19 protein-coding genes and 1 tRNA gene (1 of these 20 cut by a window edge) are annotated in these 24,252 nt (G+C 63.4%); 10 read left to right on the top strand and 10 right to left on the bottom strand.

Annotation, left to right across the window (positions count from 1 at the left end; genetic code table 11):
* Positions 1-672, bottom strand: partial view of a LysR family transcriptional regulator gene (locus tag PZL22_RS16455; protein WP_004435265.1) — the 5' portion only. Its footprint begins 276 nt before the window's first position; 672 of the gene's 948 nt are visible here — the first part of the coding sequence; it begins with the start codon at positions 670-672; its stop codon lies beyond the left edge, outside the window.
* 250 nt (positions 673-922) lie between these two features.
* On the opposite strand from PZL22_RS16455, the gene PZL22_RS16460 reads away from it, so the two are divergent.
* The 6 genes from PZL22_RS16460 to PZL22_RS16485 are packed head-to-tail and all read left to right on the top strand — an operon-like array spanning position 923 to position 7,154.
* The gene (locus tag PZL22_RS16460) at positions 923-2,128 is read left to right on the top strand and encodes a beta-hydroxybutyrate-binding protein (RefSeq protein WP_004435262.1); all 1,206 of its coding nucleotides are present in this window, start codon (positions 923-925) and stop codon (positions 2,126-2,128) included.
* A gap of 11 nt (positions 2,129-2,139) precedes the next feature.
* Positions 2,140-2,928, top strand: coding sequence for an ABC transporter ATP-binding protein (locus PZL22_RS16465; protein ID WP_004435255.1), 789 nt, complete (start codon positions 2,140-2,142; stop codon positions 2,926-2,928).
* Positions 2,925-3,626, top strand: a complete 702-nt coding sequence (locus PZL22_RS16470; RefSeq protein ID WP_004435252.1) for an ABC transporter ATP-binding protein — start codon at positions 2,925-2,927, stop codon at positions 3,624-3,626. Before PZL22_RS16465 ends, PZL22_RS16470 begins: the two co-directional genes overlap by 4 nt.
* Positions 3,627-3,629: 3 nt before the next feature.
* On the top strand, positions 3,630-4,517 hold the full coding sequence (locus tag PZL22_RS16475) for a branched-chain amino acid ABC transporter permease (RefSeq protein ID WP_004435248.1): 888 nt from the start codon (positions 3,630-3,632) through the stop codon (positions 4,515-4,517).
* A gap of 1 nt (position 4,518) precedes the next feature.
* Entirely contained in the window at positions 4,519-5,511 is a 993-nt protein-coding gene (locus PZL22_RS16480) for a branched-chain amino acid ABC transporter permease (RefSeq protein ID WP_013844886.1), read from the top strand.
* Positions 5,512-5,558: 47 nt separating this feature from the next.
* Entirely contained in the window at positions 5,559-7,154 is a 1,596-nt protein-coding gene (locus tag PZL22_RS16485; protein ID WP_004435241.1) for a GMC family oxidoreductase, read from the top strand.
* A 372-nt stretch (positions 7,155-7,526) separates the two neighbouring features.
* On the opposite strand, the gene metH is transcribed toward PZL22_RS16485, so the two are convergent.
* From metH to PZL22_RS16505, 4 genes are all read right to left on the bottom strand, one after another.
* Entirely contained in the window at positions 7,527-11,297 is a 3,771-nt protein-coding gene (gene metH / locus PZL22_RS16490; protein ID WP_004435239.1) for a methionine synthase, read from the bottom strand.
* Between the two features lie 177 nt (positions 11,298-11,474).
* Positions 11,475-12,638 (bottom strand): mannose-6-phosphate isomerase Pmi, encoded by a 1,164-nt coding sequence (gene pmi / locus PZL22_RS16495; protein WP_080573363.1) that lies wholly within the window; start codon positions 12,636-12,638, stop codon positions 11,475-11,477.
* Positions 12,639-12,648: 10 nt separating this feature from the next.
* Entirely contained in the window at positions 12,649-13,143 is a 495-nt protein-coding gene (locus PZL22_RS16500) for a heme-degrading domain-containing protein (RefSeq protein WP_004435233.1), read from the bottom strand.
* 75 nt (positions 13,144-13,218) lie between these two features.
* A complete protein-coding gene (locus tag PZL22_RS16505) occupies positions 13,219-14,115 on the bottom strand; it encodes an ROK family protein (protein WP_004435230.1) in 897 nt (298 codons plus the stop codon).
* Between the two features lie 190 nt (positions 14,116-14,305).
* Between PZL22_RS16505 and PZL22_RS16510 the strand changes: the two genes are divergently transcribed.
* The 3 genes from PZL22_RS16510 to PZL22_RS16520 all read left to right on the top strand — a co-directional run bounded on the left by PZL22_RS16510 (position 14,306) and on the right by PZL22_RS16520 (position 16,322).
* Positions 14,306-14,382, top strand: a tRNA-Arg gene (locus PZL22_RS16510).
* A 389-nt stretch (positions 14,383-14,771) separates the two neighbouring features.
* A complete protein-coding gene (locus PZL22_RS16515; protein WP_004435063.1) occupies positions 14,772-15,962 on the top strand; it encodes a calcium-binding protein in 1,191 nt (396 codons plus the stop codon).
* Positions 15,963-16,154: 192 nt separating this feature from the next.
* Positions 16,155-16,322 carry a hypothetical protein gene (locus tag PZL22_RS16520; RefSeq protein ID WP_004435061.1) on the top strand — a complete coding sequence of 56 codons (168 nt, stop codon included), beginning with the start codon at positions 16,155-16,157 and terminating at the stop codon, positions 16,320-16,322.
* A 138-nt stretch (positions 16,323-16,460) separates the two neighbouring features.
* Here the strand turns inward: PZL22_RS16520 and PZL22_RS16525 are convergent, their stop codons facing one another.
* Both PZL22_RS16525 and PZL22_RS16530 read right to left on the bottom strand, forming a co-directional pair.
* On the bottom strand, positions 16,461-17,183 hold the full coding sequence (locus PZL22_RS16525) for a GNAT family N-acetyltransferase (protein WP_004435060.1): 723 nt from the start codon (positions 17,181-17,183) through the stop codon (positions 16,461-16,463).
* Between the two features lie 45 nt (positions 17,184-17,228).
* The gene (locus PZL22_RS16530) at positions 17,229-17,954 is read right to left on the bottom strand and encodes an META domain-containing protein (RefSeq protein ID WP_004435058.1); all 726 of its coding nucleotides are present in this window, start codon (positions 17,952-17,954) and stop codon (positions 17,229-17,231) included.
* Positions 17,955-18,114: 160 nt separating this feature from the next.
* Between PZL22_RS16530 and dxr the strand changes: the two genes are divergently transcribed.
* Positions 18,115-19,290, top strand: a complete 1,176-nt coding sequence (dxr, locus tag PZL22_RS16535) for a 1-deoxy-D-xylulose-5-phosphate reductoisomerase (RefSeq protein ID WP_004435056.1) — start codon at positions 18,115-18,117, stop codon at positions 19,288-19,290.
* A gap of 168 nt (positions 19,291-19,458) precedes the next feature.
* Here dxr and hemA read toward each other — a convergent pair whose 3' ends face one another.
* The 3 genes from hemA to PZL22_RS16550 form a co-directional block, all read right to left on the bottom strand.
* Positions 19,459-20,673, bottom strand: coding sequence for a 5-aminolevulinate synthase (gene hemA, locus PZL22_RS16540; RefSeq protein ID WP_004435054.1), 1,215 nt, complete (start codon positions 20,671-20,673; stop codon positions 19,459-19,461).
* Between the two features lie 349 nt (positions 20,674-21,022).
* Positions 21,023-21,820, bottom strand: a complete 798-nt coding sequence (locus PZL22_RS16545) for an FAD binding domain-containing protein (RefSeq protein ID WP_004435052.1) — start codon at positions 21,818-21,820, stop codon at positions 21,023-21,025.
* 15 nt (positions 21,821-21,835) lie between these two features.
* Positions 21,836-24,181, bottom strand: coding sequence for a xanthine dehydrogenase family protein molybdopterin-binding subunit (locus tag PZL22_RS16550; RefSeq protein WP_004435051.1), 2,346 nt, complete (start codon positions 24,179-24,181; stop codon positions 21,836-21,838).
* Positions 24,182-24,252: the final 71 nt, after the last annotated feature.

A 24,252-nucleotide genomic window follows, 5' to 3' on the forward strand; every position in this document is an offset into this window, starting at 1 on the left:
GATGCTCGAGCTTTGAAAATGGGCGCGCAGCCCCGGCTGTATCTCGCCGAGATAATCGAGCCCCGGCGTGAAGATCATGTCGTCGATATAACCGACGAAGCGGTGGGAGCCGAGATCGCTGCGTGTGCGGATCGGCGGCTGACCGGCGAGATAGCTGCGTGCCCCATAGACATGCAGCGTATAGGGCGTCAGCACTTCGGCATGGTAAGCTCCGGCTTTCGGTGCGGCGAGCGCTACCGCGATATCCGCCTCCTTGCGCGACAACGACATGATCTGTTGGATCGCCACGAGCTCAAGCGAGATGTTCGGATAGCGCTCGGCGAACTCCCCAAGCCGGTCCGCGAGGAAGAAGTTGCCGAAACCCTCAAGCGTACTCAGCCGTACGACACCGCGTTGCGCCGTCATGCCGTCGCTGATGTCGAGCTGCAGTTGCTCCGTCTCCCGCTCCATGCGCTCGGCCGTTTCGACGAAGCGTTGGCCCATGGTCGTCAGCACGTATCCGCGGGGATTGCGCTCGAAGAGCTTGACCTTGAGTGCGAATTCCAGCCGGTCGATGCGGCGCGAGACGGTCGCGTGGCTCGTCCGCAGGCGTCGCGCTGCCGTCGAGAGCTGGCCCGTTCGCGCGACCGCGAGGAAGAACTGCAGATCGTCCCAGGTAAAATTCGGATTCATGTCCCTCCCCTTCTGTTCAAAAATGAACAGATGCTGTTTGCAATTTACGGGTCGACCGACTTGCTTCCAAGCAGAATTTTCTGGATGGTAAACATCCGGCCGACATTTGAGGAGCATGTCTGGTCAAATTTGAACAGAGCGATGTGGGGAGACGGCCGAGGCCTCGAAAGGACACGGCCGAGCCCTATGTGTTTCCGCACGAGGGCTTCGCATCGCCCTTTAGAACATAGAACCTTTGGGAGGAGGACAAATGCACAAGAAACTGATCGCCACGCTCGCGATGGTGCTCGCCGGCAGCACCGCCGCCCTTGCCGACGCATCCGACGGCAAGGTCAAGATCGGCATTCTCAACGACCAATCCGGCGTCTATGCCGATTTCGGCGGCAAATCCTCCTACGAGGCGGCGCTGATGGCTGTCGAAGACTTCGGCGGCAAGGTGCTCGGCGTCCCGGTCGAGGTGGTGACGGCCGACCATCAGAACAAGCCCGATATCGCCTCCAACATTGCGCGGCAATGGTACGACACCGAGCAGGTCGACAGCATCATGGAGCTGACCACCTCCTCCGTTGCGCTTGCCGTGCAGGCGATCTCGAAAGAAAAGAAGAAGATCGACATCGTCACCGGGGCCGCAACGACGGAGCTCACCGGCAAGCAGTGCAGCCCCTACGGCTTCCATTGGGCGTATGACACGCATTCGCTCGCGGTCGGCACCGGCGGCGCGCTGGTCAAGCAGGGCGGCGACAGCTGGTTCTTCCTGACCGCCGACTATGCCTTCGGCTATTCGCTGGAAGAGAACACCGGCAACTATGTCAAGGAGAACGGCGGCACCGTCGTCGGCGCCGTCCGTCATCCGCTTGCAACCACCGACTTTTCCTCCTTCCTGTTGCAGGCCCAGTCCTCGGGAGCCAAGGTGATCGGTCTTGCCAATGCCGGTCTCGACACCTCGAACGCCATCAAGCAGGCCGCCGAGTTCGGCATCGTCCAGGGCGGGCAACGCCTGGCGGCCCTGCTCTTCACGCTGGCCGAAGTCCACGGTCTCGGTCTCGATGCGGCGCAGGGGCTGACGCTCACCGAAGGCTTCTACTGGAACCGCGACGAGGAGAGCGCCAAGTTCGGCAAGCGCTTCATGGAGCGCACCGGCAAGATGCCGAACATGGTTCATGCCGGCACCTACTCGGCCGTACTGCAATATCTGAAAGCGATCGAGAAGGCCGGAACCGACGAGACGGAAGCTGTCGCCAAAGAGCTGCACGCTCTTCCGGTCGACGACGTCTTTGCAAAGAACGGGACAGTCGCGCCGAACGGGCGGATGATCCACGACATGTATCTGCTCGAGGTCAAGAAGCCGGACGAGAGCAAGGAGCCCTGGGACTACTTCAAGGTTCTCGCGACCATTCCCGGTAAGGAAGCCTTCATCGACCCGGCCCAGAGCGGCTGCGAGCTCGTGAAGTCCTGACCGGCAAGACGATGACCGTCGCCATGCCTTTGGAGAATGGAGCGCCGCGGGTGGTTCTGTCCGCCCGCGGGCTCCGCCGCGACTTCGGCGGCTTCACCGCCGTCAAGGACGTCGACCTCGATGTCCACCATGCCCGCGTGCATGCGCTGATCGGCCCGAACGGGGCCGGCAAGACCACCGTCTTCAATCTCCTCACGAAGTTCCTGCAGCCGACCCATGGCACGATCACCCTGCTCGGCGAGGACATCACCAGGACCGCGCCCGACAAGGTCGCCCGCATGGGCCTCGTACGCTCGTTCCAGATCTCGGCGGTGTTCCCGCACCTGACCGTGCTCGACAACGTCCGCGTCGCGCTGCAGCGGCCGAACCGCCTGGCGACGCAGTTCTGGAAATCCTTGTCGTCGCTCGACACTCTCAACGGCAAGGCCGAGCAGCTGATCCGCTCCGTCGGTCTCGACAAGGAGGCGAACGCCGTCGCCGCGGACCTTTCCTACGGCCGCAAGCGCGTGCTCGAAATCGCCACGACGCTGGCGCTCGAGCCGAAGGTGCTGCTCCTCGACGAGCCTATGGCCGGCATGGGGCATGAGGACGTCGGCATGGTCGCCGAGATCATCCGCGAAGTAGCGCGCGAGCGGGCAGTGCTGATGGTCGAGCACAATCTCTCGGTCGTCGCGACGCTCTGCCACCACGTCACGGTCCTGCAGCGCGGGGAGATCCTCGCGGAAGGAGACTATGCGACAGTCTCGGAGGATCCGCGCGTCCGCACAGCCTATATGGGCACGGAGGAGGCCTCCAGATGAAACCGCTTCTCAAGGTGGCCGGCCTTAACGCCTGGTACGGCGAAAGCCACGTCCTGCACGGCGTCGACATGACCGTCGGCGAGGGCGAAATGGTAACGCTGCTCGGCCGCAACGGCGTCGGCAAGACTACGACGCTGCGCGCGATCATGGGGATCGTGCGCGAGCGCAGAGGTGAAATCAGCTTCGCCGGCGAGGACCTGATGCGCGTGCCCCTCCACCGCGTCGCCCATCGCGGCCTGGGATTCGTCCCCGAGGAGCGCGGCATCTTCTCGACGCTTACCGTCTACGAAAACCTCTTGCTGCCGCCGGCCGTCGCGAAGGGCGGCATGACGATCGACGAGATATTCGAGCTGTTTCCCAATCTCCACGAGCGCCGCAACAGCGCCGGAACCAAGCTCTCGGGTGGCGAGCAGCAGATGCTGGCGATCGCGCGCATCCTGCGGACCGGAGTGCGGATGATCCTGCTCGACGAGCCGACCGAGGGACTTGCCCCGGTGATCGTCCAGCGCATCGGCGAGGTGCTGAAGAAGCTGAAGGAACGCGGCATGACCGTTCTCCTGGTGGAGCAGAACTTCCGTTTCGCGAGCAAGGTCGCGGACCGCTTCTACCTGATGGATCATGGGCGTGTGGCCGGCGAGTTTCCGGTTTCGGAACTTTCCGGGCGCATGGATATGCTGCATGATGTGCTCGGGGTGTAGGCCATGACGATGATTTTCGGAATTCCCCTCCAGGCCTTTCTCGGGCAGCTGCTGATCGGGCTCATCAACGGCTCCTTCTATGCGCTCCTGAGCCTCGGCCTCGCCATCATCTTCGGGCTCCTGCGCGTCATCAACTTCGCCCACGGTGCGCAGTATATGCTCGGCGCCTTCATGGCCTGGCTGCTGCTCTCCTATTTGGGCATCGGCTATTGGCCGGCGCTCATTCTCGCGCCCCTTCTCGTCGGCCTCATCGGCGCCGTTATCGAACGCACGATGCTGAGACGGCTCTATACGCTCGATCCGCTCTACGGCCTCCTCTTCACCTTCGGCCTGGCGCTCACCATCGAAGGCACCTTCCGCTATCTCTACGGCGCGTCCGGCCAGCCCTATGCGACGCCGGCGCTGCTTATGGGCGGGGCCAATCTCGGCTTCATGTTCCTGCCAATCTATCGCGGCTGGGTCATCGTCTTTTCGCTGGTGATCTGCCTCGGCACCTGGCTCATGATCGAGAAGACCAAGCTCGGCTCCTATCTGCGCGCCGCTACGGAGAATCCGGTCCTGGTGCAATCCTTCGGGATCAACGTGCCCTTTCTGCTGACGCTGACCTACGGGCTCGGCGCGGCGCTCGCCGCAATTGCCGGAGTTCTCGCGGCGCCGATCTACCAGGTTTCGCCGCTGATGGGATCTAACATCATCATCGTCGTCTTCGCAGTGGTCGTCGTCGGCGGCATGGGCTCGATCATGGGCGCGATCGTCACCGGTTATCTGCTGGGCATCGCCGAGGGACTGACCAAGGTCTTCTATCCGGAGGCCTCCAACATCGTGATCTTCGTGATCATGGCCATCGTTCTCCTGCTGAGGCCCGCGGGTCTCTTCGGTCGGGATGCTTGATATGACGCTGACACTTGAACTCGCGAAGCGGAAGGAACGCTCGCCGGCCATCGTTCAGACGGTGTTTCTCGGCGTCGGCCTTGCCTGCCTGCTGCTCGCGCCCCTGTTCTTCTACCCCGTCTTCCTCATGAAGATCTTATGCTTCGCGCTGTTTGCCTGCGCCTTCAATCTGCTGCTCGGCTATACGGGGCTGCTCTCCTTCGGCCATGCCGCCTTCTTCGGCGGCGCGGCCTATTTCACCGCGCATGCGGTCAAGGAATGGGGCGTGCCGCCCGAACTCGGCATCCTCCTCGGCGTCGTCGGCGCTGCCCTTCTCGGCGCGGTCGTCGGCTTCTTCGCGATCCGCCGGCAGGGCATTTATTTCGCCATGATCACGCTGGCGTTGGCCCAGATGTTCTATTTCTTCTGCCTCCAGGCCGGGTTCACCCGCGGCGAGGACGGTATCCAATCGGTGCCTCGCGGCCATCTCCTCGGTTTCATCGATCTCTCGCAGCCGACGAACATGTATTATTTCGTGCTCGCCGTCTTCGTTATCGGCATCGCCATGATCTGGCGGATCATCAATTCGCCCTTCGGAATGATCCTGAAGTCGATCCGCGAGAACGAGACGCGCGCGATCTCGCTCGGCTACTCGGTCAGGAACTACAAACTCGCAGCCTTCGTGATGTCGGCGGCGCTGACCGGGCTTGCCGGCGGTCTGAAGGCACTCGTCTTCCAGTTCGCGACGCTGACCGACGTCAGCTGGCAGATGTCCGGCGAAGTCATCCTGATGACGCTTCTCGGCGGCATCGGAACGCTGATCGGGCCGCTCTTCGGCGCGGGTCTCGTCGTGACGCTGCAGAACTATCTGGCGACCTCGGAATTTCCGGTCACGATCATAACCGGCATCGTCTTCATGGTCTGCGTGCTTCTGTTCCGCCGCGGCATCGTCGGCGAGTTCTACAACTCCCGGCTCGGCCGCAGGCTCGGCTTCGAGCATCGACACAAGCATTGACCATGCATCGGTCCGAACCACGTCGGGCCCCGACATAGAGAAAACCAATGGACACGTTCGACTACATCATCGTCGGAGCGGGTAGCGCCGGCTGCGTGCTCGCCAACCGCCTGTCGGAAGACCCGGACCGCCGCGTGCTGCTGCTCGAGGCCGGCGGCAGCGACAACTATCACTGGATCCACATTCCGGTCGGCTATCTCTATTGCATCAACAATCCACGCACCGACTGGTGCTTCACCTCCGCGGCGGAGGAAGGCCTCAACGGCCGGTCTCTCGGTTACCCGCGCGGCAAGGTGCTCGGCGGCTGCTCCTCGATCAACGGCATGATCTACATGCGCGGGCAGGCGCGAGACTACGACCTCTGGCGCCAGCTCGGCTGCCCCGGCTGGAGCTGGAACGACGTGCTGCCGTTCTTCAGGAAATCCGAGAATCATTACCGCGGCGCCGACGACATGCACGGAGCAAGCGGCGAATGGCGGGTCGAGAAGGCACGCGTCCGATGGGCGGTGCTCGATGCCTTCCAGAAGGCCGCGACCGAGGCGGGCATTCCGGAGACCGACGACTTCAACCGCGGAAACAACGAGGGCTCCGGTTATTTCGATGTCAATCAGCGGTCCGGCATCCGCTGGAATACGGCCAAGGCCTTTCTGAAGCCAGCCCGGAATCGGCGGAACCTTACGATTCTGACGAAGGCCCATGTCCGCCGGCTCATTCTCGAGGACGGCCGCGTCGCCGGCGTCGAGTTCCAGCATGACGGCACCGTAAAAAGCGCCCGTGCGCGCCGCGAAACGGTGCTTTCGGCCGGAGCGATCGGCTCGCCGCATATCCTCGAACTCTCCGGAATCGGCCGGCCCGACGTGCTTCATGAAAGCGGCATCGAAGTGCGCCACGAACTGCCGTCAGTCGGCGAAAACCTGCAGGACCACCTGCAATTGCGCCTCGCCTACAAGGTGACCGGCGTCCCGACGCTCAATGAAAAGGCGACTTCACTTTTCGGCAAGGCGGCGATCGGCCTCGAATATCTCGTCCGCCGCTCCGGCCCGATGGCCATGGCGCCAAGCCAGCTCGGCATCTTCACGCGCTCGGGCCCGGAGAAGGAAACGCCGGATCTGCAGTATCATGTCCAACCGGTGACGCTCGAAAAGTTTGGCGAACCGGTACACCCCTTCCCCGCCGTCACCGCGAGCGTCTGCAATCTGCGGCCGGAAAGCCGCGGTTCGGTACATCTGAAGGGCCCGGATTTCGCAGCGGCGCCCGACATCCGTCCGCGCTACCTGACGGCCGAGGCCGACCGGGATGTGGCCGTGAAGTCGATCCGGCTCACCCGCCGCATCGTCGCGCAGCCCGCTTTCGCCCGTTACAAGCCGGTCGAGTTCAAGCCCGGTCCGGACTACCAGACGGATGAGGAGCTGAAACGCGCGGCGGGCGACATCGGCACGACGATCTTCCATCCCGTCGGCACCTGCCGGATGGGCAGCGACCCGGATAGCGTCGTAGATCCCGAGTTGCGGCTGCGCGGCATCGCCGGCCTGCGCATCGCCGATGCCTCGATCATGCCGACGATCACCTCCGGCAACACCAATTCCCCGACGATCATGATCGCGGAAAAGGCGGCTGAGATGATCCTGGCTGCAGGCCGATAAGCGCTGGGATTGTTCTGCAAAAACAGTGCACTAACATTCCGGGGAGCGCGCCGCTCGTTCCTTCTCCCCATCGAAATGCTACGGCATGCACATATCTCTTGCGCGCCGGTGCGGCGGATACTGCTCATGAAGGGGATCCCTCGTGAACCCAACCGGCTCAACCCCGCTCGGTCGGGCTTGCCCCTCAACCGGCTGCCGCCACCTTCTCCCCGCAGGCGGGGAGAAGGGATATGCCGCGCCCGCTCGCTCCCTCGGGCGGGCGGTGAATGCGGGGTTCAGTCGGCGCCGCTTGTCCCTTCTCCCCGCCTGCGGGGAGAAGGTGCCGGCAGGCGGATGAGGGGCAAGCGGCGGCAAACCCCATATTCGTCCACCCTACTCCGCCGCTTCCGTCTCCGGCATCGGCACGTAATTGAGGATCGGCGAAAGCCAGCGCTCGACCTCGCGGACACTCATGCGCTTGCGATCGGCATAGTCCTCCACCTGATCGCGCTCGATCTTTGCGACGCCGAAGTAATAGGAATCGGGGTGGCCGACATAGAGGCCCGATACCGAAGAGCCCGGCCACATCGCATAGCTCTCGGTGAGCCGGACGCCGATAGCGGCTTCCGCATCCAGGAGCCGGAAAAGCGTCTCCTTTTCCGTGTGGTCGGGCTGCGCCGGGTAGCCGGGCGCAGGGCGGATGCCGGCATAGGGCTCGGCGATCAATTCCTGCGGCGTGAAGGCTTCGTCCGGAGCATAGCCCCAGAGCTCCTTGCGGACATATTCATGCATGCGCTCGGCAAAGGCCTCTGCGAAGCGGTCCGCAAGCGCCTTGACCATGATCGAGGAATAATCGTCGTTCGCCCGTTCGAAGCGTTCGGCGATCGCCACTTCCTCGATGCCGGCCGTCACCACGAAACCGCCGACATAGTCCCGCTTGCCGCTCGCCGCCGGGGCGACGAAGTCGGCAAGGGCGACGTTCGGCCGGCCGTCGCGCTTCACCATCTGCTGGCGGAGCGTGAAGAAGGTGGCAAGCTCGGCTTCGCGCACCTCGTCGGCAAACAGGCGGACGTCGTCGCCCATGCTGGCGGCCGGCCAGAAGCCGATCACGGCCTTCGGAGCGAACCATGCCTCGGCCACGATCTTTTCGACCATCGCCTGCGCGTCCTCGAAGAGCTGGCGAGCGGCAGCCCCCTGGCGTTCGTCATCGAGGATTTTCGGGAATACCCCCTTCAGCTCCCAGGTCTGGAAGAACGGCGTCCAGTCGATATAGCGGGCGAGTTCGGCGAGGTCCCATCCCTCGAAAACACGCGTGCCGAGGAAGGACGGAACCTTCGGCTGGTGGGCGTCCCAATCTATCCGAAAGGCATTCGCCCGCGCCTGGGAAAGCGGCAGACGGCGCTTCTCGGCTTCGTTGCGGGCATGTGCGTCGGCAACCTTCAGATACTCCGCGCGGACCGTTTTCTTGTAGGAGTCGCGGACTTCCGGCGAGAGCAGGCTCGATACGACGCCGACCGCTCGGCTGGCGTCGGTGACATAGACCGTCTGGCCGAGGCTGTAACGCGGATTGATCTTCACGGCCGTGTGCACGCGGCTGGTCGTCGCCCCGCCGATCAGCAGCGGGACATCGAAGCCCTCCCGTTCGAGCTCGGAAGCGACATGCGCCATCTCGTCCAGCGACGGCGTGATAAGGCCGGAAAGACCGACGATGTCGACCTTCTGTTCGCGCGCCACTTCGAGGATCTTAGCCGAGGGCACCATGACGCCGAGGTCGATGATCTCGTAATTGTTGCAGGCGAGCACGACGCCGACGATGTTCTTGCCGATGTCGTGCACGTCGCCCTTGACGGTCGCCATCAGGATCTTGCCGGCACTCTCCCGCGCCTCGCCGCCGCCATTGGCGCGCTTCTCCTCCTCCATATGGGGGAGCAGCACCGCAACGGCCTGCTTCATCACCCGGGCGGACTTGACCACCTGCGGCAGGAACATCTTGCCGGAACCGAAGAGATCGCCCACGACGTTCATCCCGGCCATCAGCGGCCCTTCGATGACATGCAGCGGCCGCTCGGCGGCAAGCCGGGCTTCTTCCGTATCGGCTTCGATAAATTCGGTAATTCCATTGACGAGCGCATGTTCGAGCCGCTTCTCCACCGGCCATTCGCGCCAGGCAAGGTCCTTCTCCTTGCCCTGGCTCCCGCCCTTCCCGCGATAGCGCTCGGCGATCTCCAGGAGGCGCTCGGTCGAATCGGCCCGGCGGTTGAGCACCACGTCCTCGCAGGCTTCGCGCAGTTCCGGGTCGATCGCATCATAGACGGCGAGCTGTCCGGCATTGACGATGCCCATGTCCATGCCGGCCTGGATCGCGTGATAAAGGAAGATGGCGTGCATCGCCTCGCGCACCGGCTCGTTGCCGCGGAAGGAAAAGGAGAGGTTCGACACGCCGCCGGAGACGTGGACATGCGGCAGTGCCGCGATGATCTCGTGCGTCGCCTCGATGAAGTCGACGCCGTAATTGTTGTGCTCCTCGATGCCGGTCGCGACCGCGAAGATATTCGGGTCGAAGATGATGTCCTCCGGGGGGAAGCCAACCTCCTCCGTCAGCAGCCGATAGGCCCGCCGGCAGATTTCCACCTTGCGGGTCTTCGTATCGGCCTGGCCCTTCTCGTCGAACGCCATCACCACGACGGCGGCGCCATAGGCGCGCACGAGGCGCGCATGGTGCAGGAACGCCGCCTCGCCTTCCTTGAGCGAGATGGAGTTCACCAGCGCCTTGCCCTGGACGCATTTGAGCCCGGCTTCGATCACCTCCCATTTGGAAGAATCGATCATCACCGGTACACGGGCGATATCCGGCTCGGAGGCGACGAGGTTCAGGAACTCGACCATCACCTGCTTCGAATCGATCAGGCCTTCGTCCATGTTGACGTCGATGATCTGGGCGCCATTCGCCACCTGATCACGCGCCACATCGAGTGCGGCGGCGTAGTCCCCGGCGGTGATCAGCTTGCGGAACTTCGCCGAGCCGGTGACGTTGGTGCGTTCGCCGACGTTGACGAAGGGAATCTCGTCGGTAAGCGTGAAGGGTTCGAGGCCGGAAAGCCGCATGCGGCGATCGATCTCGGGCACCCGGCGCGGCGGATATTTGGCAACCGCTTCGGCAATGGCGCGGATATGGGCCGGCGTGGAACCGCAGCAGCCGCCGACGATGTTGACGAGACCGTCCCGGGCGAAGCCCTCGACCTGCGCCGCCATCTGCTCGGGGCTTTCGTCATAGCGGCCGAACTCGTTCGGCAGGCCGGCATTCGGATAGGCGCAGACGAGCGTGTCGGCGACCGCCGAAAGCTCGTCTATATGGGCGCGCATCGCATTTGCGCCGAGCGCGCAGTTGAGCCCGATCGTAAACGGATCCGCATGGCGCACCGAATACCAGAAGGCCGTGGGCGTCTGGCCGGAGAGGGTACGGCCGGAGAGATCGGTGATCGTTCCGGAGATCATCACCGGCAGACGGACGCCCTTTTCGGCAAAGACTTCCTGCGTCGCGAAGATCGCCGCCTTGGCATTCAGCGTGTCGAAGATCGTCTCGATCAGGATGATGTCGGCACCGCCGTCGATGAGGCCCCGCACCTGCTCGGCATAGGCGAGCCTCAGATCGTCGAAGCTGAAGGCTCGATAGCCGGGGTTGTTGACGTCCGGCGAAATCGAAGCGGTGCGGTTGGTGGGGCCGAGCGCGCCTGCCACGAAGCGCCGCCGGCCATCCTCCGCCTCGGCCCGCTTCGCGGCGCGCCGCGCCAGCCGCGCGCCATCGCGATTGAGATCGTAGACCATGTCCTCCATGCCGTAATCGGCCTGGGCGATCCGCGTCGAGGAGAAGGTGTTGGTTTCGAGGATATCGGCGCCGGCGATGGCGTAGTGGTAATGAATATCCTCGATCGCCTTCGGCTGAGTGAGCGTCAGGAGGTCGTTGTTGCCCTGCTGATGGCAGGCGCAGCCACCGAAGCGCTCGCCGCGGAAGTGATCCTCCACGAAACCGAGCTGCTGGATCTCCGTTCCCATGGCGCCATCCATGATGAGGATGCGTTCAGCCGCCGCCTGGGCGAGCTGCCGCAAGACTTCCGAACCATCCGGCTTGGGCGAGACGTTTCCAAAGAGGGCGTCGGCGGACATGGGAGATCTCCCGTTCTGAAAACGACAAAGAATTATCGATTTACTCACATAAAGATATCTTTATGTCAACATACGAACCGGTCACAATTGCAGATTGGCAATAAAAACGGCCCGCCGCGGGTGCGGCGGGCCGAATAATGGCGCTCTCGATGAGGACGGAAGGTCTGCCGACGCCGGTCACATCCGCTTAAGGCAATCCTCCAGTTCATAGATCGCGCAAAGAATATGATAGAAGGTGCTTGCTGGCGCCGGCTCTTCGACGAAGCTGCCATCCGCCTTCTGCTTGTCGCGCCAGAGGCCGCGGACAGGCACGTCCAGGAAGCGCTGCAGCGCCGCTGCGGCGCGCCCAGCCGAAGCCAGATAACGCTCTCGCTCCGCACCTTCCGTCAGAGCCGAAAAGCGGATCGCCGCCTTCAGCCACTCCGTCTGCGGCCAAAGCCGCGCTGTCGGATCGGCAACGGAGAAATCGTCAAGGAGCGTCATGACGACCACGTCCCGGTCGTGGCAGGTTCCGTCTTTCTCGCCGATCTCGAAAAGCCGCCGCGCCTTGACGATCGCCTGCGCGTTGCCGCGCCGTTCCGCCCAGCGCAGGAGGAGCCACGCCCATTCGAAAAGGTGCCCCGGCTCCACGATACGGCCCTTTTCGCCGGGGAACGGCGCCCAGTCGTGATCGAAGAATTCACGCAGCGCCCCGCTCTCGGCGTCGATGAACCGGTCCATGGCCAGATGCGCGATCTCGTCGGCGAGATTGGCCCAGGCGACGCGGTCGAAGCCTTCCACCTCCTCGCTCGCAAGACAGGCCTCGAAAAGGTGCATATGCGGATTGGAGCCGAGCGGCAGGCGCGGCGGGTCGTCCTCCTCGAAGCCGGCGAGCGGATGCTTGCAACGGGCCTCGAGCTGCCGCCTGAGATTGTCGCTGCGCCCCACCATCTCGGCTCCGCGCTCCGGCAGGACTTCCGCCAAATGGGCGAAGGCAAGCAAGGCGAAAGCCTGGTTGTAGAGGTCGAAGGAAGCGTCGATGAGCTTGCCGTCGGCATTCGCCAGCGCTCCGTAGAAGCCGCCCGGCTGCCCGTAGACGCGATCGAAATAGAGAAGGCCGCCTTCGGCGGCGGTGCGCCAGTCTCCATCCCAGCCGCGCCGGCCCGCCGCGGCGAAGCAGTAGACCTGCCGGGGCTGCACGCGGGAGCGGCGATCGGCGCGCGTCGGTTCGCCTTTCATGTCGATCGTCTCGACGAAGCCGCCACCCTCCCCGTCGAAGCCTTTCTGCCGCCAGAGCGGCAAGGCAGCATCGTTCAGCCAGCCCGCGAGTTCGCCTGCCTGGAGATGAATATCCATGCCCACCCGCTTTCCGTCAGCTTTCCAGCTTCAGCGCGTCGTGATCCGCGCCGAGAAGTTCTGCCAGCGCCTCGACCACGAGATTGTGGTCCTCCCGCTGCGGCAGGCCGGAGACCGTGACCGCGCCGATGCAGCCCGTTCCCTTGACGACGATCGGGAAGCTGCCGCCGTGGGCGGCAAACTCAGCATCCGGCAGGCCGAGCTTCGCCTGCAAATTCGTTTGCTGCTTGAGCAGGCTGAGCCCCGTGGCGTAGCTGCTCTTGAACAGGCGGAACACCGTGTTGCGCTTGCGGCGCACCCAGTTCGGATTGTCCGGCGTCGCCCCATCGAGGGCCGCATAGAAGACCTGCATGGAGTAGAGCGTGATGTCAACGACGCAGCCGAGCTTGCGTTCCCCGGCCATCCGGCGAAGCGTGGCGCCTAGCTTCCAGGCCGTATCGAGATCGAAGCGCTCGAACTGCAATTGCTGCTCCTGCAGCGCAATCCGGCGCAGATCATTGTCTATGTTCATGATGCCTCCGCTTGGTCAGTGGTTCGAACTGGACGAGTGCGATGCGCTATCCGGCAAAATTCCCCGCCTGGCCGGTTAATCCTTCCAGAGCCATGCGGCGCCGCGCACGCCGGAACTGTCGCCGTGCACCGCCTTGCGAATCGGCGTCTCGAAACTGTCGCCGAAGAGATATCTGGTGATCGACGCCGGCAACTCGCCGTAAATCTCGTCGACATTGGACATGCCGCCGCCGAGCACGAAGACGTCGGGATCGACGATGTTGGTCAAAAGCGCGAGGCTGCGGGCCAGCCGGTCGACGAAACGCCCGTAGACACCGATTGCCACCGGATCGCCGGCGCGCTTCGCCTCGATGATGTCCCGCCCGCGCTGGTCCGTCCCGGTCGTCATGCGGTAGTCGAGCTCCAGCCCGGTGCCGCAGGCATACATGTCGAGGCAACCGAGCTTGCCGCACCAGCACCTGTGCCCCGGATATTCGTCCTTCGTCATCCAGGGCAGCGGATAATGGCCGATCTCGGCCGCAACGCCCTGGTAGCCGGCGTGAACCTTCTTGCCGATTGCCAGACCCCCGCCGTGGCCGGTACCCACGATCACGCCGAAGACGACGCCCGCGTCCTTGCCCGCCCCGTCGACGGCTTCGGAGACCGCCAGGCAATTGGCGTCGTTGGCCAGGCGCACCTCGCGTCCGAGCGCCGCCGCAAGATCCCGCCCGAGCGGCTTGCCGTTGATGAGCACCGCATTGGAATTGCGCACGATGCCGGTGCGCGGATTGGGACTGCCGGGTATGCCGATGCCGATCGAGCCGCGCTCGCCGGCCGTGCTTTCGGCCGAGGCGACGAGCTCTACGACGGCACGGATGCAATCCTCATAGCCGCTGGTGGGTGTCGGGACACGATGGCGGGCACGCGTCTCGCCATCGCGATCGAGCGCGATGACCTCCATTTTCGTGCCGCCCCAGTCAATTCCGATGAACATGTATCTGGTCTTTGGGATAAAGATCGTTGGCGAGGAACGCGGCAGCCTCTCCTCCGGCGCCGCGGGCCCTGCTTAGCATCCACGGCGCCGGGGACGCTAGCCCCCCTCTCGGGAGCGCCTGCAAATCGGCTGCGATCGCCGAAAAACACTTGGCGAAAGTGCCTCGCTTTTGTATGGGTCTATTCTAAGTGGTCCCGTAGCTCAGCAGGATAGAGCACCAGATTCCTAATCTGGGGGTCGCGCGTTCGAATCGCGCCGGGATCACCAAGAGGCGCCGCGGCTGCCACTGGCGAGCACTACGGTGAACGATATCTGCCCGAGATGCGTCGCGCTGTACGGCCCACGGCAGGCTGTCTCCACCCTCATGCGGCAATCGCCAGTCCTCACGCTGAGGAGCGACTTCGCTAGTACAACTCCTTCAGCCGCAAATCTTTCTCCTCATTGCGATTTCAACCTCAAGCATAGCGATGTCAATCGCAGGTAGCTGAAAGCTTTACGATAGACGGGAAAAACGTTATCCACACAACTGCCGCCTTTTTCCTTTTGCGTAAACAACAGCTTGCTTCCAAGCGCGCAAGTCCGGCGTAAGGCGTGTCACCGTTATGCCTCATTCGAACTTCACCACCCCCGCCGTCAGAACAGCAGGGAGTAGACGAATGAACATCAATGGAACCAACGTTGCCAACAAGCTCATCGGTACGAATCTTGCGGACACGATCCGCGGCTATGATGGCAGTGATTCCATTTGGGGTAATGCCGGTGACGACTATCTCGATGGCGGGCTCGGCAACGACTTCCTCTATGGTGGGCTCGGCAACGACTTTTTCAAGGCCGGAGCGGGCGATGACTATGCGGAGGGCGGCGACGGCAATGACAGCTTCGACGGCGGCGCCGGCGCCGACACGCTGATCGGCGGGCTCGGCAACGATATCTTCTCCGGCGAAGACGGCAATGACATCATCAACGGCGGCGATGGCCATGACCATATCCTGGGAGACGCCGGCCACGACCAGATCTATGGGGGCGCCGGCGAGGAATACATCGACGGCGGAGCGGGAGACGACATCATCTATGCCGGCTCGGGAAACGACGGCTTCAACAACCGCATTGATCCCGCAACGGGCAAGCTGACGCAGCAGGCGGTCGGTGGTGGCGCCGGCAACGATACGATCTACGGCGAAGAGGGCAACGACGCTCTGAAAGGCCAATCCGGAAACGACCGGGTCTATGGCGGCATCGGCGACGACATCGTCGATGGCGGCGACGGGAACAACTACCTCGATGGCGGTGATGGGAATGACGTGCTCGACTCCGAGGGCGGCATCGACGAAGCCCGCGGCGGCAACGGTAACGATCGGATTGCCGCGGGCGCCGGCAACGATCTGGCATTCGGGGATGCCGGCGACGATATCCTGTCGGGCGAAGCCGGCGACGACGTCCTTAATGGCGGTCTCGGCAACGACCTGGTCATTGCCGCAGAAGGAAACGACACGCTTCGCGGTGACGCGGGGAGAGATGCCCTTCTTGGCGACGCGGGAAGCGACATCCTGTGGGGTGGCGCCGATGCCGACCGCTTCGTCTTCAAGGGCGCGGGTTCGCTCGTCGGACGGGACTCCGTCATGGACTTTCAGGACGGCACCGATCTGCTTGTCCTGGAGAACCTGGGAATCAAGCAATATTCGAGCTCCGGCGCGGCTGGTACCATTTTTGCGTATGATGACGCCAGCGGAGACGTGATGTTGAAAGGCTATGATTCGACGGGCAATGCGCTGTCGATACATGTCGACGACCCGACGAATACCCTCGCTGCCTCGCACTTCAGCAGCGCCGATTTTCTCTTCGCCTGATCGAAGTGGATGAAAGTTCGAGCGCCGCGCGTATCCACGCGCGGTGCTTTCTATAAGACTTAAGTCCGATATTAAATGGCCGATAGTCTTAGCCCATTTTGGCTTATCCCATTGAGCACGCTCCGTAATCCTTGACTGCAACCTGTGCTGTGAGACCCTTCTATCTCGTGGTTGTACTGTGCAGGTGAGGCGATGATCTTCGAGGATGATGTTGAGTTGGCCCTCGCTCTGGCCTGCGAAGAACTCCAGATGACCCGGGACGAGATAATCCGCCTCATTCTTCGTGAGTGGCTGGAGCAATATGGCTTTATCGAATTACATGAGTTGGACGAAGGTGGCGACACAAACAGCGGCGCGTGAGCCCGCATGGTGCCCCATGCCGGGCCACTCTCCACACCTGGAGCAATTCCACGAAAAGTACGCAGCGGTTTTCCGGCCGGCATTGCGGAAAAACAAAGGGTTAGAGAGTTCCGCGATTCGGAGAAAAGCGGAAATGCTCTAGCCTACCCTCAAGCTTGCTCCCCGAAGCCGAAGGCCGAGGCGGGCGGCAACCCGCTGCGATGCGTGATTTTCGCGATCCGTGCTGTAGAACAGGGTGCGGGAGCGCAGCTCAGGCAAGCGGGACCAGCCGGCGGTAGCGGCTGCCCCGAGGCCCTGCCCCCTGAAGGCCTTCGCCGTTACCAGACCGAGTTCGGCTCCAGCATCCGAAAGCCGCGCTGCAAAGGCGATCGAGGCGATCTCGTCGCCCGCAGCCGCAGCACACCAGGGCTCCCAGAGGTCTGTCACGTCGTGAAAGCCGAGGTCGAACAGACCTTGGGGGACTCCGTTTGCTGCCCAGGTACGCGTCAGCTCCCGGCCTTCCCCGGTGCCGCTTTCGATCAAGCGCGCACGGCCCTCATAGGCCAAGGCGTGCGGCAGCTCGTAGATCAAGCCGAAATTGTACTTCACGGGCCCGCTTCCGCCGAGCAAAGGCAGATAACGACCAAGGTGTTTTGGAATGCCCGGATGGGTGAATGGCGGTTCGTCGGCGACAAGCCTCTCGAGCTCTTCGGCAATGTCTTCGGGCACATCGGTCCGCACCCCGAAAATATTTCCCTCGGCGCATCCTGCCAGCCAAAAGCCCGGCCCGGGCGACCCCTCCGGATCGTTCTCCCGTTCTATCCGGCCTCCATCTCCCAATCGAAATAGCGTGCGGTAATCGATATCGAGCCAGTGCAGCATGGTTCAGAAGTACAATCCCGTCCGGCCTGTGTCGAGGCGGCCCCGCTATTCCACTTCCTTGCACGCTATCCCCGGATCCTCGTCGCCTTTCGTCGTGTCGAAAAGCGTCGCCTCGCCGCCCTTCGTCCACCAGATATATCGGCCGCCGGCATATCTGGCGCCCGATCCGGAAATCACGTTCGATGCCACGATGAATGTGCCGTCGACGGTGAAGGTCGCGAGCGACACGGACCCGGCGTCGATGTATTCGGCCTCGATCGTCCTGTCGCCGCAGGCATAGCGGACCGTCCGCCGGTCGACTGCGCCGGCGTCGGGAGTTTCGATCGTCAGCTCTGCCCGGTTGCCGTTCCGCGACTGCATAGAGGCTAGCTGCAGCAAGCTCTTCCCGTTTCGCCCGCCGAGAACGAGCTTGGATCCCTCTATTCGCCAGGTAAGCTCCGTCTTCAGAGCTTCGAAGAACTTCCGCTCCTGGTCCATGACCGCCGGTACGCACATCTTGCGGGTAGCTGCAGCCGGCCCGAAGGTGATCGCCGCGCCGGAGAGGCTGAACGTTCCGGTGAAATGATTGCAGCCGGCCATGCCGCCATAGGTGCCGTCGCCGCGGATCTCGAGCGTCGTCTGAAGATCGTCGATCACGCCCCGGCCGCCTATGTCCTCGGCAAGCCACGAACCGACGAGCGCCTCCGGCACCTTTTCGGCAGCCACCGTCCGCATGGAGGCAAGCTCGATCAGCACGCAGGCGCAGGATGCGGCGGTCAGGGCTTGCAGCATCCGAAAAACTCCTCATGCAAATCATCGTTCGGCGGTGCTATCGATTCTTACCTGAGCACCGTCTCTTAGAGAAGGGCTATGACTCCACCCTTGTTGCCGGTAGCTTTCGGCTGTAGAGCCTAGTTAAATCGTTAAAACGAGAAGAATACGGGATTTGGCAATGGCATCCGGCGATGACTTGAAGCGCCGTCTGACGATATTGGGCTCCACCGGATCGATCGGGACCAGCACGCTCGACGTGATCGAGCGCCTCGGCGGACGCGATCGTTTCGAGATCGCCGCCCTGACCGGCAACGGCAATATACCGCTGCTGGCCGAGCAGGCGCGCCGCATCGGCGCCGAGCTCGCGGTAACCGCCGACGAGGATCGCTATGGCGAGCTCAAGGATGCGCTGAGCGGCAGCGGCATCGAGGTTGCCGCCGGACGAAGCGGCCTCACCGAAGCGGCCGAGCGGGATGCCGGCTGGGTCATGGCGGCGATCGTCGGCAATGCCGGCCTCGGCCCCACCCTGGCGGCTGCCCGCCGCGGCGCAGACATCGCGCTTGCCAACAAGGAATGTCTCGTTTCCGCCGGCAGCCTTTTCATCGATGCCGTGGCCGAGGGCGGCGGCCGGTTGCTGCCCGTCGACAGCGAACACAATGCGATCTTCCAGGTGCTGGAAAACGATCAGCGCCACGCCGTGGAACGCATTGTCCTCACCGCTTCCGGCGGCCCTTTCCGCACCAAGACGCTCGACGAAATGCGGCACGTGACCGCGGATGTGGCCCGCGCCCATCCGAACTGGTCGATGGGCCTCAAGATATCGATCGACAGCGCCTCGATGTTCAACAAGGCGCTCGAGATGATCGAGGCGCGCCACCTCTTCCGTCTCAGGCCGGAGCAGATCGAGGTGATCGTCCACCCGCAATCGGTGGTTCACTCCATGGTCGGCTATACGGACGGCTCCGTACTCGCACAGCTCGGCTGCCCCGACATGCGCACCGCAATCGGCTATGCCCTGTCCTACCCGAAACGCTGCGACCTACCGGTCGAGCGCCTCGACTTCGCCAGGCTCGCCCGGCTTGATTTCGAGGCGCCGGACGAGGTCCGCTTCCCGGCGATCAAACTCGCGCGCCGGGCAATGGAGGAAGGCGGCGTGCAGGGCGCGGTGCTGAACGGCGCCAAGGAGACCGCCCTCGATGCCTTCATCAAGGGCCGCATCGGCTTCCTCGCCATGGCGGAAATCGTCGAAAAGGTGATGGACGGGCTCGCCGGCCTGCCGGCCGCCACGAGCATGGACGACGTCTTTGCAGCGGATGAAAGAGCCCGGCGGGCGGCTGCCGAGATGATCCGGTAGAGAGTCAGTTGTTGCGGGCGAATCCGCTCCTCATCCGGCCTGCCGGCCACCTTCTCCCCCGCAGGCGGGGCGAAGGGACAAGTGGCAGCGCCTTGCACCATACGAGCGCTGCTACGAAACAGAGGTTCGGGCGAGAAAGTCCCTCTCCCCGTCAGAGCTCGCCGGAGCTTACGCGACCGCCCTCGCCAGCGCGCAGCGCGACCAGAGCGAATGCAGCGCGCCCACCAGATGGTCGATATCGGCATCCGAATGCATGGGCGTCGGGGTGATGCGCAGTCGCTCGGTCTTCTTCGGCACCGTCGGATAGTTGATCGGCTGGACGTAGATGCCGAAATTGTCGAGCAGCAGGTCGGAGATCCACTTGCACTTGGCGGCGTCGCCGACGATGACCGGCACGATATGGCTCGGATTGACCATATGGGGAATACCGCGCTGGTCGAGCAGCGAACGAAGCCGGCGCACGCGCTCCTGGTGCGCGAAACGTTCGACCTGGCTTTCCTTCAGGTGGCGAATGGAGGCGAGCGCGCCGGCGGCGAGCGCCGGCGGCAGCGCCGTCGTGAAGATAAAGCCGGAAGCGAACGAGCGGATGAAGTCGCAGAGCGCCGCCGATCCGGTGATGTAGCCGCCCATGACGCCGAAGGCCTTGCCGAGCGTGCCTTCGATGACCGTCAGACGGTGCATCAGCCCCTCGCGTTCGGCAATGCCGCCGCCGCGCGGGCCGTACATGCCGACCGCGTGCACTTCGTCCAGATAGGTCATTGCGCCGTATTTGTCGGCGAGGTCGCAGAATTCCTTGATCGGCGCGATGTCGCCATCCATCGAATAGACAGATTCAAAGGCGATGATCTTTGGCGCGCGCGGATCGGCGGCCGCAAGCTTAGCCTCGAGGTCCGCCACCGAATTGTGCTTGAAGATGACCCGCTCGCATTTCGAGTGGCGGATGCCCTCGATCATCGAAGCGTGGTTGCCGGCATCCGAAAAGACGATGACGCCGGGAATCTTGGAACAGAGCGTCCCGAGTGCGGCCCAGTTCGAAACGTAACCGGAGGTGAACAGAAGAGCCGATTCCTTGCCGTGCAGGTCGGCGAGTTCGCGCTCGAGCAGCACATGATAATGGTTGGTGCCGGAGATGTTGCGGGTCCCGCCGGCGCCGGCGCCGCATTCGTCGATCGCGTTCTTCATCGCCTCGGTGACGATGGGACACTGGCCCATGCTGAGATAGTCGTTCGAGCACCAAACGGTCACTTCCTGCGCGCCATCGGCCGTGTAGCGCGTGGCCTTGGGGAAGCTGCCGCGATGGCGGGCGAGATCGGCGAAAACCCGGTAACGGCCTTCCTGATGCAGCCCATCCAGCTCGTTTTTGAAGAAACTCTCGAAATCCATCATCATCTCCAGTGCCCTGCCGCCTTTCTTCCTTCAAAGCGATCAGTGGTCAACCCCGGACAGGCTCCGACGCGCGGGCTGCGGCAAAAGGCCTCTCGGCCCCAGACCTCGGTCATTCTGCGCGGCGCGTGTCGTGCCTGGCAAGCAGGAAAGGCGATGGAAAATGACGACACATTTTCAAACCTTTCCGCCGTAATCAGGCGCGGCATCACACCGAGTCCGAGTGCCCAGTTTTGAACCATTCCAAAATGGCTGGCAAAACTTCATTCTCCCGAACATCGATCGAAGTCAAGCAATTGCGGAAAAAGGACGGCCGCTGCCGCCCTTTTTCGATACCAAAGTTGGCCTGTCAGGCGGCCGCCACGGCGCGTTTCGTCATCACGTTGACGAGATTGGCGCGATAGGCGGCGCTTGCATGAATATCGGAAAGCAGGTCCGAATCGTCCACCTGCACATTGGCGACCGCACCGGGAGACCAGTTGGCGGCAAGCGCCGCCTCCAGGTCCCGGTGGCGGAAGACGCCGTCCGACCCGGCTCCGGTCACGGCAACGCGCACGCCGCCATCGTCACGGCGGACGACGAAGACGCCGGTCATCGCATAGCGCGAGGCCGGATTGGGGAACTTCTGATAGGCCGCTTTCGCCGGCGCTTCGAAGCGGACTGCGGTCACGATCTCACCATCTTCGAGCGCCGTTTCGAAGAGACCGGTGAAGAAGTCTTCGGCCTTGACCTCGCGCCTGTCGGTGACGATCACCGCATCGAGCGCCAGCATCGCCGCAGGATAGTCCGCAGCCGGATCGTTGTTGGCGATGGAGCCGCCGATCGTACCCATGTGGCGGACATGCGGATCGCCTATGTGGCTGGCAAGCCCGCAAATTGCCGGACAGGCCGCGGCGAGCGCGGCGGAGGTCGCGACCTCCTCATGCGTCGTCGCCGCGCCGATCCTGACCGACCGGCCGTCGACGATGATGCCCTTCATCTCGGCAATGTGCCTGAGATCGACAAGGTCGCTCGGGGCGGCCAGCCGCTGCTTCATCGTCGGGATGAGCGTCATGCCGCCGGAGAGATATTTTCCCTCCGCGGCGGTCCCCATCAGGTTCGCCGCCTCTTCGACCGAGGAGGCCCGATGATAGTTGGTCTCATACATCTTAAGTTCTCCCGATCAATGCGCGCTATGCACCGCGGCCCAGACCTTCTGCGGGGTCGCCGGCATGGTGAGCTCGTTGGTGCCGATCGCGTCCGTGATGGCGTTGATCAGCGCCGGCGGCGAGCCGATCGCGCCCGCCTCGCCGCAGCCCTTGACGCCGAGCGGGTTGCTCGGGCAGGGCGTATTCGAGGTTGTCACCGTGAACGAAGGCAGGTCGTCGGCGCGCGGCATCGCGTAGTCCATGTAGCTCGCCGTCAGCAGCTGACCGCTCTGGTCGTAATGCACCCCTTCGAGCAGCGCCTGGCCGATGCCCTGCGCCAGCCCGCCATGCACCTGGCCCTCGACGATCAGCGGGTTGATGATATTGCCGAAATCGTCCGCCGCGACGAACTGCACGATCTTCGTCCGGCCGGTTTCCGGATCCACCTCCACTTCGCAGATGTAGCAACCCGCCGGGAAGGTGAAGTTGCTCGGATCGTAGAAGGCGCCCTCCTTGAGGCCGGGCTCCATTCCGGGCGGCAGGTTATGGGCCGTATAGGAAGCAAGCGCCACCTGCGACCAGGGGACTGACCTGTCGGTACCGGCCACCTTGAGCGCGCCGTCTTCGATGACGATGTCGCTCTCGTCCGCCTCCATCATGTGGGCCGCAATCCTTTTCGCCTTGGCCTCGACCTTGTCGAGCGCCTTGAAGACGGCCGACATGCCGACGGCGCCGGAGCGGGAACCATAAGTTCCCATGCCCATCTGCACCTTGTCCGTATCGCCATGGACGATGTTGACGCTGTCGATCGGCACGCCGAAACGCTCCGCAACCACCTGGGCGAAGGTCGTTTCGTGCCCCTGGCCGTGGCTGTGCGAGCCGGTCATCACCTCGATGGTGCCGACCGCGTTGACCCTGACCTCGGCCGATTCCCACAGGCCGACGCCGGCGCCGAGCGAACCGACGGCGGCGGAAGGCGCCAGTCCGCAGGCTTCGATATAGCAGCTCATGCCGATGCCGCGCTTCATTCCCCGCCGCTCGGCTTCCGCCTTGCGCGCGGCGAAACCGTCCCAGTCGGCCGCCTCCATCGCCCCCCTGAGCGACGCTTCGTAATCGCCCGCGTCATAGTTCATGATCACCGGCGTCTGGTGGGGGAAGGTGCGGATGAAGTTGATGCGCCGGAGTTCCGCGGGGGAAATGCCGAGTTCGCGCGCGGCCGTCTCGATCGTGCGCTCCAGGAGGTATGTGGCCTCCGGCCGCCCGGCGCCGCGATAGGCGTCGACCGGCGCGGTATTGGTATAGACGGTGCGGACATTGGCATGGATCGCCGGGATTGCATATTGTCCGGAGAGGAGCGTCGCATAGAGGTAGGTCGGCACGCAGGAGGAGAAGAGAGACATATAGGCGCCGAGATTGGCTATAGTGTCGACCTTGAGCGCGGTGATCCGGTTGCTGCTGTCGAAAGCCATCTTCACCGTCGACACATGGTCGCGGCCGTGTGCGTCCGTCAGGAAGGCCTCGGTGCGGTCCGCGGTCCATTTCACCGGCACGCCGGTGCGCTTCGAGGCCCACAGACAGACGATCTCTTCCGGATAGATGAAAATCTTGGACCCGAAGCCGCCACCGACGTCGGGAGCGATCACCCGGAGCTTGTTCTCCGGCGCGACATTGTAGAAGGCGCTCATCACCAGCCGGGCAAGATGCGGGTTCTGGCTGGTGGTGTAGCAGGTGAAATGGTCGTCGCCGGCATCATAGATTCCGAGCGTCGCGCGCGGCTCCATCGCATTCGGCGACAGGCGGTTGTTGATGATCTTCAGTTCCGTGACGTGCGCCGCCGCAGCGATCGCCTGATCGGCCGCGCCCGCGTCGCCAAGCTCCCAATCGAAGATCAGATTGCCCGGCGCTTCCGGATGGATCTGCGGCTCGCCCTCGCCAAGTGCCTGGAGCGTATCGGTGACGACCGGCAGGGTTTCGTAATCCACGACCACAGCCTCCGCCGCGTCGCGCGCTTGCGCAACACTGTCGGCGACGACGATCGCCACCGCATCGCCGACATAGCGCACGGTCTCGTGGGCAAGCGGCCGCCAGGCGCCCATGCGCATCGGCGAGCCGTCCTTCGAGTGGATCATCCAGCCACAGATGAGATTGCCGATCCCATCCGCCAGCAACTGCTTGCCGTCGAGCACGTCGATCACGCCGGGCATGGACTTGGCCGACGTTGCGTCGATGCTCCTGATGGTCGCATGCGCATGCGGGCTGCGCACGAAAACCGCATATTTCATGCCGGGCACGACCATGTCGTCCGTATAGCGCCCCTTGCCGGTCAGGAAGCGCTTGTCTTCCTTGCGCGCCACCCGCGCGCCGATGCCTTCAACGCCCATTGCCTATCTCCTCCCGAAGTCCTGCAACGAATTTCCGCTTGAGCGGAATGACGAAAATCGCGTGCGATGCT

Origin of the sequence: Ensifer meliloti, assembly GCF_030064585.1 — a bacterium.
Lineage (GTDB): Bacteria > Pseudomonadota > Alphaproteobacteria > Rhizobiales > Rhizobiaceae > Sinorhizobium > Sinorhizobium meliloti.

What these genes read in the sequence shown, in the direction of transcription:
- PZL22_RS16460 (WP_004435262.1), top strand. Translation starts at nt 923, where the DNA reads ATGCACAAGAAACTGATCGCCACGCTCGCGATGGTGCTCGCCGGCAGC.
- PZL22_RS16465 (WP_004435255.1), top strand. Translation starts at nt 2,140, where the DNA reads ATGACCGTCGCCATGCCTTTGGAGAATGGAGCGCCGCGGGTGGTTCTG.
- PZL22_RS16470 (WP_004435252.1), top strand. Translation starts at nt 2,925, where the DNA reads ATGAAACCGCTTCTCAAGGTGGCCGGCCTTAACGCCTGGTACGGCGAA.
- PZL22_RS16475 (WP_004435248.1), top strand. Translation starts at nt 3,630, where the DNA reads ATGACGATGATTTTCGGAATTCCCCTCCAGGCCTTTCTCGGGCAGCTG.
- PZL22_RS16480 (WP_013844886.1), top strand. Translation starts at nt 4,519, where the DNA reads ATGACGCTGACACTTGAACTCGCGAAGCGGAAGGAACGCTCGCCGGCC.
- PZL22_RS16485 (WP_004435241.1), top strand. Translation starts at nt 5,559, where the DNA reads ATGGACACGTTCGACTACATCATCGTCGGAGCGGGTAGCGCCGGCTGC.
- metH (WP_004435239.1), bottom strand. Translation starts at nt 11,297, where the DNA reads ATGTCCGCCGACGCCCTCTTTGGAAACGTCTCGCCCAAGCCGGATGGT.
- PZL22_RS16500 (WP_004435233.1), bottom strand. Translation starts at nt 13,143, where the DNA reads ATGAACATAGACAATGATCTGCGCCGGATTGCGCTGCAGGAGCAGCAA.
- PZL22_RS16505 (WP_004435230.1), bottom strand. Translation starts at nt 14,115, where the DNA reads ATGTTCATCGGAATTGACTGGGGCGGCACGAAAATGGAGGTCATCGCG.
- PZL22_RS16515 (WP_004435063.1), top strand. Translation starts at nt 14,772, where the DNA reads ATGAACATCAATGGAACCAACGTTGCCAACAAGCTCATCGGTACGAAT.
- PZL22_RS16520 (WP_004435061.1), top strand. Translation starts at nt 16,155, where the DNA reads ATGATCTTCGAGGATGATGTTGAGTTGGCCCTCGCTCTGGCCTGCGAA.
- PZL22_RS16525 (WP_004435060.1), bottom strand. Translation starts at nt 17,183, where the DNA reads ATGCTGCACTGGCTCGATATCGATTACCGCACGCTATTTCGATTGGGA.
- PZL22_RS16530 (WP_004435058.1), bottom strand. Translation starts at nt 17,954, where the DNA reads ATGCTGCAAGCCCTGACCGCCGCATCCTGCGCCTGCGTGCTGATCGAG.
- dxr (WP_004435056.1), top strand. Translation starts at nt 18,115, where the DNA reads ATGGCATCCGGCGATGACTTGAAGCGCCGTCTGACGATATTGGGCTCC.
- hemA (WP_004435054.1), bottom strand. Translation starts at nt 20,673, where the DNA reads ATGGATTTCGAGAGTTTCTTCAAAAACGAGCTGGATGGGCTGCATCAG.
- PZL22_RS16545 (WP_004435052.1), bottom strand. Translation starts at nt 21,820, where the DNA reads ATGTATGAGACCAACTATCATCGGGCCTCCTCGGTCGAAGAGGCGGCG.
- PZL22_RS16550 (WP_004435051.1), bottom strand. Translation starts at nt 24,181, where the DNA reads ATGGGCGTTGAAGGCATCGGCGCGCGGGTGGCGCGCAAGGAAGACAAG.